General features: G+C 44.1%; 12 protein-coding genes. 6 read left to right on the top strand and 6 right to left on the bottom strand.

All coding sequences use genetic code 11. The features are described 5' to 3' along the window. Positions 1 to 196: 196 nt before the first annotated feature. The 4 genes from ACXAFM_RS08115 to ACXAFM_RS08100 all read left to right on the top strand — a co-directional run bounded on the left by ACXAFM_RS08115 (position 197) and on the right by ACXAFM_RS08100 (position 5316). Complete coding sequence (locus ACXAFM_RS08115) at positions 197 to 1759, top strand: sodium/sugar symporter (protein ID WP_474834123.1); 1563 nt, start codon at positions 197 to 199, stop codon at positions 1757 to 1759. Between the two features lie 254 nt (positions 1760 to 2013). Continuing rightward, positions 2014 to 2598, top strand: coding sequence for a single-stranded DNA-binding protein (locus tag ACXAFM_RS08110; protein ID WP_105929930.1), 585 nt, complete (start codon positions 2014 to 2016; stop codon positions 2596 to 2598). Positions 2599 to 2809: 211 nt separating this feature from the next. Then, positions 2810 to 3766, top strand: a complete 957-nt coding sequence (locus ACXAFM_RS08105) for a hypothetical protein (RefSeq protein ID WP_474834121.1) — start codon at positions 2810 to 2812, stop codon at positions 3764 to 3766. Positions 3767 to 4029: 263 nt separating this feature from the next. Continuing rightward, positions 4030 to 5316 (top strand): alpha/beta hydrolase family protein, encoded by a 1287-nt coding sequence (locus tag ACXAFM_RS08100; RefSeq protein ID WP_474834119.1) that lies wholly within the window; start codon positions 4030 to 4032, stop codon positions 5314 to 5316. Between the two features lie 136 nt (positions 5317 to 5452). Here ACXAFM_RS08100 and ACXAFM_RS08095 read toward each other — a convergent pair whose 3' ends face one another. The 6 genes from ACXAFM_RS08095 to glpK form a co-directional block, all read right to left on the bottom strand. Further along, entirely contained in the window at positions 5453 to 7582 is a 2130-nt protein-coding gene (locus ACXAFM_RS08095; RefSeq protein WP_474834117.1) for an alpha-galactosidase, read from the bottom strand. 270 nt (positions 7583 to 7852) lie between these two features. Then, positions 7853 to 9310 carry an SLC5 family protein gene (locus ACXAFM_RS08090; protein ID WP_474834115.1) on the bottom strand — a complete coding sequence of 486 codons (1458 nt, stop codon included), beginning with the start codon at positions 9308 to 9310 and terminating at the stop codon, positions 7853 to 7855. A gap of 20 nt (positions 9311 to 9330) precedes the next feature. Further along, complete coding sequence (locus ACXAFM_RS08085; RefSeq protein WP_474834113.1) at positions 9331 to 10080, bottom strand: SapC family protein; 750 nt, start codon at positions 10078 to 10080, stop codon at positions 9331 to 9333. Positions 10081 to 10093: 13 nt separating this feature from the next. Continuing rightward, the gene (locus ACXAFM_RS08080; protein WP_474834111.1) at positions 10094 to 11626 is read right to left on the bottom strand and encodes a tryptophan halogenase family protein; all 1533 of its coding nucleotides are present in this window, start codon (positions 11624 to 11626) and stop codon (positions 10094 to 10096) included. 123 nt (positions 11627 to 11749) lie between these two features. After that, positions 11750 to 14548 (bottom strand): TonB-dependent receptor, encoded by a 2799-nt coding sequence (locus ACXAFM_RS08075; RefSeq protein WP_474834109.1) that lies wholly within the window; start codon positions 14546 to 14548, stop codon positions 11750 to 11752. A 305-nt stretch (positions 14549 to 14853) separates the two neighbouring features. Beyond that, positions 14854 to 16338, bottom strand: a complete 1485-nt coding sequence (glpK, locus tag ACXAFM_RS08070; RefSeq protein ID WP_474834107.1) for a glycerol kinase GlpK — start codon at positions 16336 to 16338, stop codon at positions 14854 to 14856. A 159-nt stretch (positions 16339 to 16497) separates the two neighbouring features. Between glpK and ACXAFM_RS08065 the strand changes: the two genes are divergently transcribed. Both ACXAFM_RS08065 and glpD read left to right on the top strand, forming a co-directional pair. Then, the gene (locus ACXAFM_RS08065; RefSeq protein WP_474828456.1) at positions 16498 to 17256 is read left to right on the top strand and encodes a DeoR/GlpR family transcriptional regulator; all 759 of its coding nucleotides are present in this window, start codon (positions 16498 to 16500) and stop codon (positions 17254 to 17256) included. A gap of 346 nt (positions 17257 to 17602) precedes the next feature. Then, entirely contained in the window at positions 17603 to 19150 is a 1548-nt protein-coding gene (gene glpD, locus ACXAFM_RS08060) for a glycerol-3-phosphate dehydrogenase (protein ID WP_474834105.1), read from the top strand. Positions 19151 to 19212: the final 62 nt, after the last annotated feature.

The following is a 19212-nucleotide window of genomic DNA, read 5'->3' as shown; positions in this document are numbered from 1 at the left end:
CTAATACTACCCGCAATATCACGATGTATTTATCGCTGAATTTCTGATCAGTTGATAATTCTTCGTAAATTGCGAAACGCGTTTTAAAAACGTGACACTGGTGTGGCAACAACCAATAAAATAATAAAAACAATTTTTCACCTGTGTACCCTGCATAACAATCGCCGCACCCAAAATAAGAACTTTGGGAAAAACTATGAAATTAGCATCAATAGATATCACGTTGTTCGTGGTATACGTCGTCGCGCTTATCGGAATTGCGTGGTGGGTTTCGCGCGAAAAGCAGGGGCATCAAAAAGACACAAACGATTACTTTTTAGCAGGCTCAAGCTTGCCATGGTGGGCGATTGGCGCATCGTTAATTGCCGCCAATATTTCCGCTGAACAAATCATTGGTATGTCTGGCTCAGGCTACCAGCTAGGGCTTGCCATTGCGTCTTATGAGTGGATGGCTGCCATTACACTGCTTATTGTGGGCAAGTTCTTTTTACCTATCTTTTTAAAGCATAAAATTTACACCATGCCTCAATTCTTAGAGCAGCGATACGATCATCGCGTGCGTAAGGTAATGGCAATATTCTGGCTAGGCGTTTATGTATTTGTAAACCTGACAGCTGTGCTGTGGCTAGGTGCATTGGCCATCAATACCATTACTGGTGTCGATATGGTTTACGGCATGATGTTCTTAGGTCTTTTCTCGCTAGCCTACTCACTTTATGGCGGCCTAAAAGCGGTCGCGTTAACCGACATTATTCAAGTGGTGCTGTTAGTCATTGGCGGGCTGTTCCTGTCGTATACCGCGTTGAACCTAATCAGTGATGGAAACGGTGTTATTCAGGGTTTTGTCGATTTAACCAATAAACTACCTGAAAAATTCGACATGATTTTGTCAAAAGACAACCCGCACTATATGGACTTGCCGGGCATTTCTGTACTGGTTGGCGGTATGTGGATAATGAACCTGTCGTACTGGGGCTTTAACCAGTACATTATTCAGCGTACGTTGGCGGCAAAAAGTGTTCAAGAAGCGCAAAAAGGCATCGCGTTTGCGGCATTCCTAAAACTGCTAATGCCTTTAATTGTGGTATTGCCGGGAATTGCAGCAGTACTTATTGTGCCTGACTTAGCTAAGCCAGACCAAGCGTATCCAAGCCTAATGACGCTAATGCCTGTTGGCCTTAAAGGTATTATCTTTGCCGCGCTTGTGGCGGCAATTGTGTCATCACTAGCCTCAATGACAAACAGCGTGTCCACTATTTTTACTATGGACCTTTATAAAGATAAGCGCCCGAACGAGTCACAGCAGCACTATGTAAAAGTAGGGCGAATAGTAAGCTTGGTCGCGCTAATCATTGCGATGGTGGTAGCTAAACCGTTATTAGGTAATTTCGACCAAGCATTCCAGTATATCCAAGAATTTACGGGCTTCTTTACACCGGGCATTTGCGCGTTATTCGTGCTAGGTATGTTCTGGAAGAAGACCACGGCAAACGGTGGTTTGCTTGCCGCGTTAGGTTCATTTGTTTTAAGCATTGTGTTTAGACAGTTCTGGCCTGAGCTGCCATTTATTGACCGCGTTGGGCTTGTATTCCTGCTTTGCGTTGCCTTGGCTGTAGTTGTTTCACTTCTGGAGAAAAAGGGCATTAGCGAAAACGCGGTCGACCTTAATGAAGTGCAGTTCAAAACCACAAGTGGGTTTAACGTAGCATCAATCGCAGTAGTGATTTTGACCGCAGCGTTTTATATTACGTGGTGGTAATCATAAAAATGGCAGGGTGTTACTATAGGCCTTGCTAAAAACAACGCGAAAGTTCAGAAGACGCTGACAGTAAATTTTGTTAAGTTCTAGAACGTGTTGCAGTTAGTAACGTAAACGTGGGTCGAAAAATTTCAATTTTCCCTAATAAAATACGATATACTAGCTGGCTAATATTCGATGAACTTTCGCGCTTGCTGATGTCTTACAAAGAAGAGTTATACAGCAAGCCACTAAAAACGTTACAGGAGACATCAATGGCAACGAAAGGCGTTAATAAGGTTATTCTTGTTGGAAACCTTGGCAATGATCCTGAAGTTAGATACATGCCTAACGGAAACGCCGTTGCGAACTTAAGCCTAGCAACTAGCGAAAGCTGGAAAGACCAACAGGGTCAGGTTCAAGAGCGCACTGAGTGGCACCGCCTTACAATGTACCGTCGCTTAGCAGAAATTGCCGGAGAGTACCTGAAAAAGGGCTCGCAAATTTACGTTGAAGGTAAATTGCAAACGCGCAAGTGGCAAGATCAGCAAGGTCAGGATAAGTACACTACTGAAATTATCGTAGACCAAATGCAAATGCTTGGCGGTCGCGGCGGTGAAGGTGGCGGCGGTAACGGTGGTTACCAGCGTCCTCAAAATAATCAAGGTGGTTACAACCAAGCACCAGCGCAGGGCGGCTATAATCAAGCGCCACAGCAAGGCGGTGGTCAACAAGGTGGTTATAATCAAAACCAAGGTGGCGGCTACAATCAAGCGCCTCAAGGTGGAAATCCGTCTCAGCCTAAAAATCCTCCAATGGCTGAACCTGATTTTGATTTCGACGACGACATTCCGTTTTAGGTCTTGTAATAAATATAAATGTAAAAATAATCTTAAAAGCCGCTTTTTAGCGGCTTTTTTTGAGCTAAATTCAGTCAATTATGAGACTGAAACCAATTAATTTTGTATCCGACTAATGTAAGATCACATTCCAGTTATATCCACAGCGCCGCATATAGACTGGTGATGGATAAATGCCATTAAATTTCACATCCAAGGGTAGTCTTATAACGTGTCGGTATTAGCAAGATTATTCGTTTTTGCATTTTTCAGTATCAACATCAGCGCTTCAACAGCTCAAAATAATGTTGAGTGCGACGTTGAAGGTTGTGATGAGAAGAAGCCTACCATTATTTGGATGCGTCCACCTGAACTTGGTGTTGAAGGGCCTGGTATTACTATTACATCTGGCCCGGTGTATGATCTCATGGTTCATCTTTCTAGTTATCTTGAAAGTTATAGCCACCAATTTGAAGCCTACCCAGTTAAGCGTGCCTGGTCGTTAATTCAACATGAAAAGTCGTCTCAAAAGGTCTATTGTTTTTACGGCGCGTCATACCAAGAAGAGAGAACGAAATGGGGGTATTATTCTGAACCTACCTCTATCAATTTGCCTTTACTTGTTGTGTCAAGAAAAGCGCTCCCACCTTTAATTGATGATGAAGAAAATGTCGGCTTGTCACAAAGTGTGAAAGGCTTGTTTGAGTCAGTTTCTTTGCAAGCTTTACTCAATCAAAACTTAAAAACAGTGCTCTACAAAGACGTAAGTAACGCTTATGCACGAACCGTCGAACAGTGGGCAACAAAATACAATGTATTAAGAGTGCATAGTCTAGGTACAGACCTAGGCATGCATACCATCGCATTGCTTAAAAGCGGGCGAATTGATTTTGGCTATGTCGGTCCGCGTGAAATAGCTGCATTATCAAGAGAAGAGCTCGACACCTTGCATGTGTATCAAGTTAGCGAACTGTCGGAAGAATTGAGAGGAACAAAGCGCTTGCTATGTTCAAAGACAGCGCTAGGGCAAGAGGTAACAACGAGTTTGGATCAAGCGCTAGCGCGTATTTTTGCGAATCCTGAAAAAAGTGAGATTTTGAGAGATACTAATTTCAGAGCGGATGGTTATTCTCAACGCCTTAAGCCTTTATTCGATCAACGATGGAATACTTTTCTATCGAAAAAGTAAATGTTGGGTAGCACGTTTAACCTATTTCCCAGTCTCTTTATTATATGAATATGTGGAGATTTTTAGTTAGTTCATAATTTCTTCCATACACCCTTTACCGTAACCTCTATCGTTTTCGAGGTTGTTGCTGATCCCTTATATTCTCGTTTTATTACCGCTTCTTATTTCGTTTAATCAGCAATAATAATGGAGGTTTACTTGTATGGAGTTCGTTAGGCAGTATTATAAAATTGTCTTTCAATAACAAGAAAATCAGCCTAATTATGAAAACGTTATCCCTGCTCTGTGGCGCTGCTACACTCGCGTTTAGTACTGCTATGTTACCTACACCGGTTTCTGCAGCTCAGAACCTCTATAAGCCTTTTCCAGCGGATGTTATGCCATCGCTAAGCGAGAAAGGCGCTCACGTAGTTGGCGTAAAAACCATTGAAGCGACTTACCCAGAAAAAGTGAAAGATATTGCTGGGAATGATGTCGAACGTAAATTAACGCTAGAGGTTTGGTATCCAGCTTCAAGTGCAGCCGAGACGGCAAAATATGTGAATGAAACGCGAAGTGGTCAAGTATTTGAAATTGAAGGCGATGCAAGCCGCGATGCGCCTATTGCTACTGCAGGTTCTGATTACCCGGTGGTGGTTATATCTCACGGCTATACCGGCTATCGTACGCTTATGTATTATTTAGGTGAACACCTTGCGTCTCATGGCTATGTGGTTGCGGCTATCGACCATACAGACTCCACAAACAAAGACGTTAACTTTGCGGAAAATCCGTATTCAGGCTTTCCAAGCACGCTACTAAATCGCTCTCGAGACCAGGTTCTAACCTTGAACAGCATTAGCGAACACGAATTTTTTAAAAACAGTGTTGATGCGAGTAAGGCAGGCGTTATTGGCTATTCCATGGGAGGCTATGGTGCGGTAAGTACAGTAGGCGGCTGTTATGCGTTTAACGACCAAACGGCAGCGACCTTCACTGGCACACAAGACCCTAAAGTAGCAGCGCTTATCAAAGACGCGCTAAATACTTGCGCAGGTGGCAACGACAGTAGCAAGGATGTACTACCAGCTTGGAAAGCAGCGTTAGCGCTAGCTCCATGGGGAGGGCAACACCAGCTGTTTGATGTTGAATCATTGAACAATATCAAGGTACCTGTTCTTTATGTGGCGGGTGATAACGACGATATTTCAGGTTACGATGGTATTAAATGGTTATTCGAAAATACCGGCAGTGAAGGTTCTAAGCTACTTACTGTTAAAAACGCTCGTCATAATGTCGCACCTCACCCCGCCCCTAAAGAAGCCTATGGCAGCGAGTTTGATTTGGGCAGCTACATTGAGCCTGCGTGGGAAGTGCAAAAGCTGAATGCTATCAACGAGCACTTCGCGTTGGCGCTTATGAACTGTCATGTGAAAGACTTAAAAGATGATTGTGAATACCTGAACATGAGTGGCAGCAGTGCCCAAGTTCCCGTAGACGGTAAAAAGCCAGAACCTTGGAAGGGCTTCGACGACCGATGGGCACTAGGCCTTGAGATGGAAGGCAAGTAAGCTAAACCAAAACAAAAAAAGCGAGCGGCGGTGTAATACCGCGTAGCTCGCTTGTTCGTATTTTACTTAGGCAGCGCTTAAAAGGGCACAGCGCTTATGAGACCACAGTGATTAGAAAGCCATAGCGCTTAGAAAGCTACAGGGCTTTAACAGTATAAATCAGCGCTGTTTGCGGGAACAGTACCGGCAGCTGCATACCGTATTTCATTAAGACTTCGCCAGAGAACACTTGCCCTTCAGTTTGCTGCAAAATTGAAGGAGTGTATTCTTTCAGCTTTTCAGGCCATACACGCTCAATGGTGTATTGCTTGTTAGCATCAAGCCCTGCAAAGTAGAAACGATTCGGCGTAGTGCGTACGGTTTCTGTAACACTGTTATATGCAAAAATACCCTCCTGCTTGTCTTTCGACACATAACCAAATTTCACATTCATGCCGTCATCGTCCATGCGGAATAGGTCGCCGCCGTGGGTAATATGACGATATTTCTTATAAAGCGAAATGGCGTCCGCTAGCACTTTTTGCTCGTGGTCTGTCAGTTCACGCGGGTCCATTTCTATCCCCATATGACCAAACAAGGCGACCGCAGAACGAATCTCAATAGGTAGGTTACGACCTGTAATATGGCAGTCACGCGGACCTACGTGGGCGCCCATGACTTCAGAAGGGAAGAAGTAAGAGCAGCCGCGCTGAATATATAAGCGGTCTAATGCATCGTTAGAGTCTGACGTCCAGAATCGATCTGTGTGTGGCAATATGCCTAAATCTACTCGTCCGCCGCCTGAACAACAGCTTTCTATTTCAATGCCTGGCTTAGCTGCTTTTACGCGGTCAATTAAGCCGTAAAGCGCTGCCATTTGGCCGTGCATTGCTGGTTTGCCTTGAAGGTTACCCGGATGGTTTACGTCGCGGTTCATGTCCCATTTGATGTAGCTTATTTTTGGATAGGCTTTAAGTACATCAGTAATAACTTTATAAAGGTACTCAACCACTTCAGGGTTGGTCAAATCTAGAACGTATTGGTTTCTAAATGGCACATGAGGGTTGTTTTCAGTTTGAAGTGCCCATTCGGGATGCGCGCGATATAAGTCGCTATCTGGGTTAACCATTTCTGGCTCAAACCAAATACCGAATTCCATGCCAAGGCCAGTAACATGATCAATTAGCCCGTCTAGTCCTTCTGGGTAGATGGCTTCATCTACAAACCAGTCACCAAGCCCAGCTTTGTCGTTCCTGCGGCCTTTAAACCAACCATCATCTAATACAAAGCGCTCAATACCTAGCGGAGCTACCTTGTCAGCCAAGGCTTTAAGTTCGTCTTCGTTATGATCGAAGTAAATTCCTTCCCAGGTGTTGTAGTGCACTGGGCGAGGCTTTGATTCAGCGCTGTGGTTTAGCACATTACTGCGAATGAAGTTATGGAACTGTTGCGACAAGGAAGAAAAACCTTCACAGCCATAGCCGGTGTAAAGCACTGGTGATGTATAGCTGTCCCCAGCATTAAGTACAACTTCACCTGGAAATAATAACTCACCAAACTGTACGTAGCTTCTGCCGTCGGCCATTAGCTCGGCGCGAAGTTTATGGTTCGCTGAAGCGCCAAGGTGGTAACCAAAGCACTCACCGTTAAGCTCGCCTGTTCCTTCAGGGAACGCGATTAAACCGGGAAAAGTATCGTGAGAGGTTTTGCCACGTCGGTTTTCGCGCACGTAGCTGCCAAAGAATAGGTCGTGATCTTTGGTTTGGAATTCAGCAGACCAACGACCTTCGAATGTTTTAATTTTACTAACCGTTGTAGGAAGAGGAAGGCTAGCAGCATTCAAGTAATTGAGGTTCAGTGCACTGCTGCCGGTGTTTTCTACACGAGAAACATATTTAACCACACTGGTCGCGGTATCAAGCTCTACACTTGTGATAAGGCGCATACCGCGATGTGCATCTTCAGAAATGAAGGCAACCGATTGAGCGTCTTGATTTATCTCTACTAAGTTAAAGCCTGCTGACCACTGGTCCGCATCACCGGAAACTTCAAGGCCTGGCTGTCCTGTCCAACCTTCACCATGGGTAGGCACTAAAGTAATTGGTGGCTCTATTACTGGTGCGCATTTAGCTTCTTGGCGTGTGTTTAAAACGCTAAGCATTTCAGGCGTTGTGCTATCACTTAATGGCGCACCATAGTAAATGACTTTTGGCATGCGACCCTGACAGTCGAATATTAAGGTGACTTTTTCGTTCGACAGGCGTACGAATTGAGAAAGTGACGACATAAAAACCTCAGCGTTAATAAAACGTAAATTAGGTGGTAATACAAGTTTTTTACTACGTAAGACGTGTCTTCTTACGCGATAATTTCGCATATTAAATCACGTTCACTATACCTATTCTACAGTTTTAGGGTAAACGTTTTACTTTCAATGGTAGTCTGCATTGCGAAGGAAATGAAGTCTGACCAATAGTTGTAAAATATAGACGATATTAATTGTTAAAAACAAAAAAGGATGTCAAAAGACATCCTTTTTCGACATGTAACTAATTTGTTAGGCTTCTTTCTTATAAAGCTCTAACGAAAACTCTGCCTTTTGGTTAAACACTACGCGGTTCACAATAAGAGCAAAGGCGACACAGCCGATAAGCGTTGCGAACATTAGGTGTATGTAATGAAGCCCAAATGGTGCATACAGAGGTGAAGCTTCAAAGCTCATTAATGCGTAAATTGAAACACCGAACAGTACTGCGCCAATGGCTGCGAATGCATGCACGTTTCTAAACAGTAAGCCAACGATGAATACCGAAAGAATCGGCATACTTAATAGGCCGTAAAGCTTTTGAACTAGGTTAATAATACTATCAGCTTGTTGGTATACGGGGATTAGCGCAAGCGATACTAAGCACAATAAAACCGTAACGTAGCCGCTTAATTTAGGTACGTTAGGTGTTTTGTTGATGTAGCTTTCGTGGATATCACAAACATATAGCGCAGTAGCAGAGTTCAAGTTGCTGTTAAACGTGGTTAACACCGCAGCCGCCATAGCCGCAGCGAATACACCAGAAAGCCAATCAGGCAATACCGTTGCAACAATTTTTCCGTAAGCACTATCACCAATATCACCAAATAGTTTGTATGAAACAATGCCTGGAATAACAATAATGGCAGGTACAATCAGCAAGCGAATACCGGCCGCAGCGAATACGCCTTTCTGCGCTTCTTTCAACGAAGGTGCCGCCATTGCGCGCTGTGTAATTACTTGGTTGGTTCCCCAGTAAAACATTTGGATAAAGATCATCCCGGTAAGCAAGGTATGCCAAGGAATTGGAGACTCATCATCGCCAATTAGGGTAAGTCGCTCTTGCGGAATGCCGTCAAAGTTATAGTCGATGGCTTGAAGCGCCAGAATAACCACCAGTACGGCCATGGTTAAAAGAAGCACGCCAGAGTAGGTGTCAGACACCGCTACTGCGCGAAGGCCGCCGAAGATAGCATATAGGGCACCAACGATAACGAAGATAACCGCAATGTACATAAGCGGCAGCTCAACGTTAAACATAGACTGCATGAACAATGAGCCCGAATAGATTACTGCCGGGCAAAATATCAAGGCACTGCCTGCGAAGAAGAGCGCACTAATAACCGCGCGAATGTGCTTATCGTGATAGCGCTGCTCTAGAAGTTCTGTCGTCGTTGTACACTTGAACTTGTAATACACAGGTAAGAATACTTTTGCCAGTACGAAAAGGCCCACAACGGCTGCTAATTCCCATAGGGCTAACAAGGCCATTTGGTTACCGTTCATACCTACAAGCTGATCGGTACTCAAGTTAGTGAGCGTGATACTACCTGCAACGAAATACCAAGCTAGACCGCCACCTGCAAGAAAGTATTCGCGGTTTTGGTTTTGGGCACTTCTATTTTGTCCGCGGCAACTTAAATAGGTAAGAAAACCAATTAAAGCAGTCACAAAGACAAAAACAGACACCTGAATAGTGCTGGAAAACATGTTTTACTCCTAGAGGATAGTTATGACTTGCTGGTTTCGAACTTAATGTTGTTTACAGCGCGATCAGGGAATTTAGTGTTATGAAGACGGATAACGCGGTTCACTTGCAAAATAGAGCCAAGAATATTGAAAAGCACGTTGAGCAGGCCCTTTTGATTCAAACTAGCCAGTTCTTCACCGGTAAGGTTTTGCAAACGTTGTTCATTCACCGTAGCTAATCCGCCCACGCGCTGATTGGTGTTGTCCTTATATTCTATTATCAAGTCAACAGTATGAATGAGCCCCATCTCGCTAATTTGATTCATCATTACGGCGGTTTGCTGCATGGCGGTAACACGCTCATCCAGCAATTTCTTTTTATTATCTAAGTACGCAGTAGGGCGCTTTGAAGACAAAAAGAGCGCTTCACCGTTTTCAGAAGAAACGGCCGGCGAGTCGACATCAACTAAAACTTTTTGCTGTTGAGCGTCATTTCCTAGCCGTACGATAAAAGGTAAGGTGCGAAGACTAAGCGGTGCATAATGACCAAGCCATGTACCCTGCGTTTCAAATACGTTTTCTTGGGGGGCTAGCCCGCACAGGGCTGAAATAGTCCAATACTGCGCTTCAGTGGATTTACTGAAAAACAGAGGAAAGTCGCTAGATGCTTGAACGGCTTCCTTTATCTCAATGTTGAGAAGGTGAAATTTCGAATAAGTACTAGCAAGCTTGCTCTCATCAATAGTAAGAGCGCTGTGGGTATCAGCCGATAAGGTTTCAAATGTTGGCATATTATAGTTCTCGTTAGCTTGCCAACCACTGCTCAATGTAGTCGCGGTGATTAGGTAAGCTGCTTAGTTTTTGCTGCGTGATTAGCTGATTTTGTTGAATCACTTTATCAGCTAGGTCACGTTCGTTGTAGAAATGAGACTGCAAAGAAAAGTCTGGAGAAAATCCCATTCCATATAGTACGTACTGATAGCTGGCGGCAGGGAATAGCTCTATTGCCGCTGAAAAATCAGCAATTTGAGGGCCACGATACTTCCAAATTTCCAAATCTTCTTTTAAAGAGTCGGGGATAGAAGACGCATCGCGATTAGCAACCCAGTAAGGTTCACTGCGTTGATTGAAAATATAATGAAGTTTCAAGAAGTCGATAATGCGCTGCCAGCGATAGTTCATTTGTTTGTTAAAGCGCTGGCTGACTATAGGCATAGCAGAAACGGGCAGCGGCATTTGCTCTGCAATATAACGTGCTGAAATCTCAATAAGCATGAGGGCTGTTGCCTCTAACGGCTCTACAAACCCTGCGGAAAGACCTACTGCAATACAGTTGCCTTTCCAAATACGCTTCTTATAACCAGAGTTAAAGCGAATGGTGCGCGCTTTCAAATCACCGTGTTTGTCACCAACGTACTGACGCAATACTTCTTCGGCGCGTTCATCGGTAGTAAATTCGGTGGAGTAAACATGGCCTACGCCTCTTCGAGAAGATAAACCAATATCCCAAATCCAGCCTGCTTCTTGTGCTGTGGCTTGGGTGTAGGGCTTTATTTCAAAGTCTTCTTCGTGGGGTACATGAAGGGCAAGGGCAGAGTTATTAAATAGCACGTCATCTGTGGAAACAACGCTTTCGCCAAGGGTTTCGCCAAGCAATAGTGAGCGAAAGCCAGAACAGTCGACGAATAAATCGGCGTCTAAAACCATGCCGTTGTTAAGCGTAACGCTTTCGATATGTTCGTTTGAGGTTGCGGCTACGCTTTCTACCGTGGCGACAATGTGTTTAACGCCTAGCTCCGTTTTGCTGAAGTCTCGTAACATGTCAGCAAATGCGCCAGCATCTAAATGATACGCATAGTTCGATTGCGCGCTGCTGTATTCCTGTTCGCTGAGAGTGCGAGGCGCCATATTACGCTCACACACGTGCTGCTGAAAGTTAGTGGCGTTGGCAAAATTTGCAATATCGCCTACATAGGGGGCCATCTCAACGCGGCCATAACCTAGCGGAACGGTAAACGGGTGGTAATAAAAGTCGCCGTCGCCATTTACCCAATTTACGAACTTACCGCCTTGCTTAAATGCAGCGCTGCAGCGTCTAAATACTTCTTTTTCTGACAGCCCAATGTCTTTAAGCGTATTACGCATCGTTGGCCAAGTTCCTTCACCTACGCCAACAGTGGGAATATCACTAGATTCAACCAATGTAATGTCTAAACCACATTCACCCATTGCTACCTTATGTTTGGCTGCGACTATGGCGGCAGTAAGCCAGCCAGCGGTGCCGCCACCTACGATAACAATACGCTGTTTTTTAGATGTATCAGATGAATGGTTCATGAAACAACACTACTTAAATGGAATTATGACTGCTTTCTACATTTATCCATAAACGTACTCGATTTGCCAATAGGCTTATGGATAAATGGCAGGGTTTTACCCCTGCCAAAACACACACAAATTTTAGAATGAGCCTCGGATACCTACAGAGTAGCGAGCACCATTGTCTTCAATTGAGTAAATTTGGTCTGGGAAGCGACCTGTTTGCGTAAGCTCTTCCTCAGTCACGTTGATACCTTCAACAAATACCGTAAGGTGTTCGTTGATGTCGTAACTTGCACTTACGTCCCACTGACCATAGGTTTCAGTAGTAGTCGGCTCACCAGATAAACCATTATCAAGTGAAAACAGGAACGACTCACGGTTGTTAAACGCTACACGAGCTTGGAACGCATCGCGCTCATAAAACACGATAAGGTTTTGTGAGTCGCCAAGCCCTTCTAATGCAAACGTTTGGCTAGTATCACCAGATACTTCCGCATCACTGTTAACTACCGTAGCGTTAGCCGTTACACCGAAGCCGTTATCCCATACGTGGGTAATAGCCACTTCATAACCATTAACCGTTGCTGTTTCGCCGTTTTGAGGGCGTGTAACGGTATAAACTTCACTTGCACCGTTAAGTTCTTCAGTGTCAGCTACTACATCGCGGTCAGGGTCTTGTGGGTCAAGCGAAACGCCCGGCGCACAATCTGCTGCAGCACAGCGGAAGTCTCCTGGTAGGCGGTCAGTCATGTTATAAGTTTCTGCGCCTGAAAGTGTAACAATGAAGTCTTCTACTTCTTTGCTAAATACTGCAAACGAGAAGACTGAGTCATCGCTGTAGTACCACTCAAACGACAGGTCCCAGTTTTCTGCACTAAATGGCTTAAGGTTAGGGTTACCACCACTTGCTTGAAGGTTTTGACGGCGAGGTTCACCAAATGTAGTAGCCGGAGACATCTGCGACATAGTTGGGCGCGTCAGAGAGTCGTAGCGCGAGAAACGTACAATCATATCTTCTTGTACTTCTAACTTAACGTTCAAGCTAGGTAATAGGTTAGAATACGATGTTGTGCCTGTAATGTTTTCTGCTGGCGCAAATACGTTTGAAAACAGAGTCAAGTCGGTAGTTGGAACGATATCCGAAACAAAGGCTTGTACCGCTGAGACAGCCACGCTTGTCTCTTCATAACGTGCGCCAAAGTTCATGGTTAATGGCATATCACCAATGTCATAACCAAATTCGAACTGAGCATAAAGTGCAGTGACTTCTTCTTCAATGTTGTAGTAGTTGTTTTGCAACGTTGGCGTTACTGGAGCACCTTGAGAGGCAAGGTAGTCTAGATATGCATCACCATCATAGGTATACCAAGTGTCAATCAGACCGCTGAAGAAGTTGTTTGCAGTAAACGGGCGGATATTAAGCTCATCAATTGGCGCTGCTGTACCATAACCACAGAACGCACATTGTGACGCAAACTCTTGGAATACGAATTTTTCGCGCTCAGAACGCAAAATACCAAAATCAACCTTACGGAAAACGTCAGAATCAGCTAAATAAGTGAAATCTGCTTTGTACTCTGTTACTTCGTCTTCTGATGCAACTACGTTACCTAAGTCATTGTAGTGAAGGCGGTTAAGGTTAATGTCAGGCAATTGACCGTTGCCAAAACCGTCGTGAATTACTGTAGGTGTGCTCCCTGTGCCGTCAAACTCATAGTTGTTAATAATACCAACTACATTAAAGCGACCTTTACCACCAATATCGTTCTCAGCTTCAGATGTTGAAACGTCGAATGTTGCTGAAAGGGCATCAGTTACTTGCCAATCAACATTTAAACCAAAACCTTTATTGGTTACATCACGTACACCACGGGTCGATGAAACGAAGTCAGACGCAGGGTTACCGCTACCTTGGTGTAAGTCAATTTCTTGCGTAAATTGAATAGCAGTGCCGTATTCAGAAATGGTCGCAGAGCCAACGCGGTCTGGTTCGAACCATGATGCTAGGTCAGTTACTTGTGAATCAATTTCAAATTTAGATACAAAACCGTCTAACGTGATAGTGACATCATCAGATGGTGCGAACTGCGCAACAAGCGACGCATTTGTACGCGTTCTGTCTTGTTGATCTACAACCTGATCCCAGTTACGAGGAAGGTATACATTTGATGCAATTACGCCGTCATTTCTGTTCGACAGTGTCAGTCCTGGTCGCCAGCCTGCTGTTTGAATGCGGTTGATCTGAACTTCACGCTCTTGGTGTGATACCGCTAGAAGTAAACCAAACTTATCGTCGGCAAACGTATTGCTTACTAGGAATGAGGCTTGCGGTGATGTTTCTTCTGAAAGCGTCTCGTACATTCCTTTTACGCTACCAACCGCTTGGAAACCGTCATAGTCGAACGGGCGAGCAGTAGAAACATTGATGGTAGAGCCGATTCCACCTGACTGAAGGTTTGCAACGCCACTCTTGTAGATATTTGCGCCAGTAATTTGGTCAGCAGCAAGTACGTCAAAGTTAAATGCACGGCCAGCATCGTCTGAAGCGAGTTGGCGACCGTTAACAAGTACCGTGTTAAATTGAGGGCCAAAACCACGTACTGTTACTTGCTGGCCTTCACCACCGTTACGGTCGATAGAAACACCAGTGATACGCTGAAGTGATTCAGCAACGTTAAGGTCAGGAAACTTACCTAAATCTTCTGCTGCGATACCGTCTGAAACAGCTAAGTTTTCTTTCTTATCAGACATTGCTCTTTTCAAGCTGCTTACAATGCCGCGAACTTCAATAACTTCAACAGGTGCATCGTTTACATTCTGCGCGTCAGCGTCTTGCGAAAATGCAACCGGTGCGTGTAGGGCAGAGGCGATAGCAACACCTAAAAGTGAGCGTTTCGCAATTGGGCCTAACTGTGATGTGTTAATTTTATGTGTCACTGTGTTTTCTCCGTGAGTAGGCTACGTTTTAACGTACTTTGCACTTAAATTACGTTTTTAGTATGTGCGGATCAAGCTTATTAACATTACTTTTACACATTTAACGTTATATTTTCTCGATTATTATTTGTAACTTTATGAAAAATATAAGTTTTCTTTTTTAAGGTAAAAGGTGAAACGTTTACCTTGGGTTCAATACTAGCACAAAATTACAATGTAATGACAATGTTATAAAAATTTTTTTTGTATAAAAAAAGTGCGGAATATAACCGCACTTTATTAACAATAGGAAAAATAAGGAGAAATTAACTGCAGCGGATACGGTCTACAGCGGCCTTCCAGCCGTCGTAAGCCTGATCGCGTTCTTGTTTTGATAAGCGCGGTGTGAAAACGCTATCACTTTTCCAGCACTGAGTTAAATCATCAATATTGCTGAACACACCTGCTTGTAACCCAGCAAGAAAAGCGGCGCCTAGCGCAGTAGTTTCGGTAATTTCAGGGCGCTCTACTTCAGCACCCAAAATATCTGACAAAAAGCCCATAACCCAGTCGTTACGCGACATGCCGCCGTCTACGCGAATGGTCGTGGGACGCGCTCCGTCGCTTTCCATTGCTTTTTGAAGATCTTTAGTTTGATAACAAACTGATTGCAGGCCTGCAGCCACGATTTCACTGATCCCCGTATCCCGAGTTAGCCCTAAAATAGCTCCGCGGGCATCTGGGTCCCAATAAGGCGCGCCCAAGCCGGTAAATGCGGGAACCAAGAACACACCGTTATCTCGTCTTGCACGTTGCGCTAAGGCCTCTGACTCTGCAGCATCATCAATTAATTTAAGTCCGTCACGTAGCCACTGAACGGTCGCGCCAGCCATGAAAATACTGCCTTCTAATGCATAGGTGGTTTTGCCGTTAAGTCGGTAACCTACCGTGGTAAGTAATCGGTTTTTCGACTGAAGAGGGGCGTCGCCTGTATTAAGGATCATAAAGCAACCCGTACCGTACGTACTTTTTGCCATGCCTTTTTCAAAACACGCTTGACCCACAAGTGCCGCTTGCTGATCACCTGCAACACCCTGAATAGGAATAGCTTTTCCGATAATGTCTTCTTTAATTACCCCGAAATCTGCTGCACAGTCCATAACTTCCGGCAGCATTGAAGCTGGGATATTAAATTTATTAAGGAGCTTTTCATCCCAACATTGTTTATGAATATCAAACAACATGGTTCTAGACGCATTTGTGGCATCAGTTTTATGTGATTCGCCGCCCGTTAAGCGCCAAATTAAATACGTATCCACAGTACCAAACAGAAGCTCGCCATTTTCTGCTTTCTCTCGGGCGCCTTCGACGTTATCTAGTATCCACGCGACTTTGGTTGCTGAGAAGTAAGGGTCAAGTAAGAGCCCTGTCGACTCTGTTATATACGATACAAATTCTTCGTCTTCGCTAAAATCTCGGCAGTATTGCGCTGTACGTCTATCTTGCCAAACGATTGCAGGGTAGACAGGCTTTCCTGATTGTTTATCCCAAACTAGCGTGGTTTCGCGCTGATTAGTGATACCAATAGCGGCGACATCAGACGGGGTTATATTACATTTGTTAAAAACTTCCTTCAGGGTTGCGACAACGCTTTCCCAAATTTCTTCCGGGTCGTGCTCAACCCAGCCATCTTTAGGATACTTTTGAGAAAACTCCTGTTGAGCGATGGCCTCTATACTGCCTTTTGCAGAGAAAATAATGCTGCGAGAGCTTGTTGTGCCTTGATCAATGGCAAGAATATGTTGTCCCATAAGGTCACTCCTGAAGATAATTTTCATAGAGTTTGCATCATTTACAGATGTTTAACAACGGCATATTTTCGAAAACGAACATTTGCTTTTCGTTTTATCGTGGGAACTTCCTCTTTAAGCACGTATAATCAATATCGATTTTTACTTTGAGGATGTGTGATGAACCAAACGCAACGACACGAAAAAATTGTTGGGCTAATAAAGCAACAGGGCTTTATGTCTATTGATGATTTGGTGAGTGCTTGTGACGTTACACCTCAGACCATTCGAAGAGATTTAAATCAACTGGCTGATGCTGGTGTAGTCAGTCGTTATCACGGCGGTGCGGGTTTAAATCGAAGTTGGGAAAACACGCCCTATCAAGAACGTAAAACGCAAAACAGCGAAGTCAAAGAAAAAATTGCTGAAGCGGTTGCGGCCATGATACCTGATGGTGCGTCTTTGTTTATCAATATTGGTACTACAACAGAGCTTATTGCCACTAAGCTGCTTAATCATAAAAATCTACATGTAGTAACAAACAACATTCATGTAGCGACAATCCTATCTGCTAAAGAAGACTTCTCGGTGATTATCGCCGCAGGTGAAGTACGGTATCGCGACGGCGGTATTATTGGTGAAGCAACCTGTGACTTTATTAGTCAGTTTCGCATGGACTACGGAATCATCGGTATAAGTGGTATAAGTTCAGACGGCGCGTTATTAGACTTTGACTTTAGAGAAGTTAAAGTTTCACAAGCTATTTTAGAGCACACTCAGCACGTGATTCTTGCGGCCGACTACAGTAAATTTGAACGCCGCGCTATGGTTGAACAAGGCCATATATCACAAGTCGACTGCTTAGTTTGCGACAAAACACCACCGCCAAGCATAGGCAAAATTATAAAAGAAAATAACATTACTTTTGTAAAAGCATAACTATAAGTTGTCTTATTCATTTATCGTCACAATCACAGATCTGTCATAATTCTGGACTAGCCTTATCATTCGACAATGTTGTGCGTTGCCAAGTGTTCTTTGCACATGGTTTTGTGTTGATTCACTCATCTAGTTGTATTTACAAACATGCGACTCAGCGTATGTAGATTAGCTAAACCCTACATTCTTCCTATGCATTATTTACCAGCACGTTAACGTATAACTGGGTTCATTTAACTTTCTTTAATGTTCGATAATGTTCGTTTTGTGTTGACATGTTTTCTTTTTGGTTGTCAAATAGCCAACAATTAGATAAAGCAAATGTGAATACGAGCAGGGGCAAACTATGAGTCACAGCAATGAATCTGAAAAAACAGTCGACGTTTTAGTCGTTGGCGGCGGCGTTAACGGTGTTGGCGTAGCGCTAGACGCTGCAGGACGTGGGCTTTCAGTAGCATTATGTGAAAAAGGTGACCTTGCTGGCGCTACCTCTTCTTCAAGTAGCAAGCTCATTCACGGCGGCCTTAGATATCTGGAACATTACGAATTCCGCCTAGTAAAAGAGGCATTAGCGGAACGGGAAGTGTTGCTTAAAAAGGCACCCCATATCATGTGGCCGCTGCGCTTTCGCCTGCCACATCAAAAGCACCTACGCCCAGCTTGGATGATTAGAATCGGATTATTTCTATATGACTCTTTAGCGAAACGTAACATGCTGCCACGTTCGCGTAAGCTTTCTACAACGAGCGAAAGCCCACTAGTTAGCGACATTACAACCTGTTTTGAATATTCTGATGGGTGGGTAGATGATGCACGCTTAGTGGTGTTGAACGCACTGGCCGCACAAGACCAAGGCGCACAAATTTACACCCGCACTGAATGTGTGAAAGCTGAAAAGCAAGACAACCTGTGGAGTGTTGAACTTAAAACGGCAAAAGGGAAAACGTTTACAGTAAAAGCGAAGTCTATTGTCAATGCTGCAGGCCCTTGGGCGGTATCGTTCTTAGATCGTTTAGTAAATGTTAACAACCCAAATGCTATGCGTATGGTGAAAGGAAGCCACTTCATTGTGCCGAAACTTTACGATACTGATGAAGCATACATACTGCAAAACAAAGACGGGCGTATTGTTTTTGTTATCCCATATGAAGGGGATTTCTCGCTGGTAGGTACTACTGATGAAGACTTCAAAGGCAACCCATCAGATGCTGCTATATCGGATGAAGAAACCGAATACTTAATTGACGTGGTAAACACCTACTTTAAATCAAAAATTACCCTAAGCGATATCGTTCACTCTTACAGTGGCGTAAGACCTTTACTGGAAGAAAAGAATGCTTCTGCTCAAGAGTTAACGCGAGACTACAAAGTTGAGCTAAAAGGTGAGACAGGTAAGCCTGTGTTGCTCAATATTTTTGGTGGGAAAATAACGACCTACAGAAAATTAGCTGAGCATGCGGTAGACAAACTGGTTACTTGTTTTCCTAAAGCTAAAAAAGCATGGACCAAGGAAGTCCCTTTACCAGGTGGCGCATTCGAAAGCCAAGGAGAGCTTGTAGATAAGTTAATTGGTGAGTTCCCGTGGTTGAACAAAGATATTGCTCAACGCTATGCCCGTCAATATGGCCTTTTAAGCTACAAATTTTTAAAAGGAAAATCGTCAATTGCTGAGATGGGAGAAGACTTTGGCGCAGGCATGTATCGCGCTGAAGTAGACTATTTAATTGAGAGTGAGTGGGCATGTACCCTGGAAGATGTTATTTGGCGCAGAACTAAGCATGGATTGCGTTTAAATAAAGCGCAACAAGAGGCGCTATCGCAATACATTGAGCAAAAAGCTCACTCCCTTGATAGCGAACAACAAGCTATTGACCCAGTATTAGCGAGTGCGTAACTTTGTTCATTAGCTTCAGTATGTACAAAGGGCGTTGCGTTTAAGCTCACGTTCTTCGTTCC

It is taken from the genome of Alteromonas sp. ABD4_190, assembly GCF_056160105.1.
The sequence above is the reverse complement of the archived record's forward strand: the minus strand, read 5'-3'. Positions and strand labels throughout refer to the sequence as shown.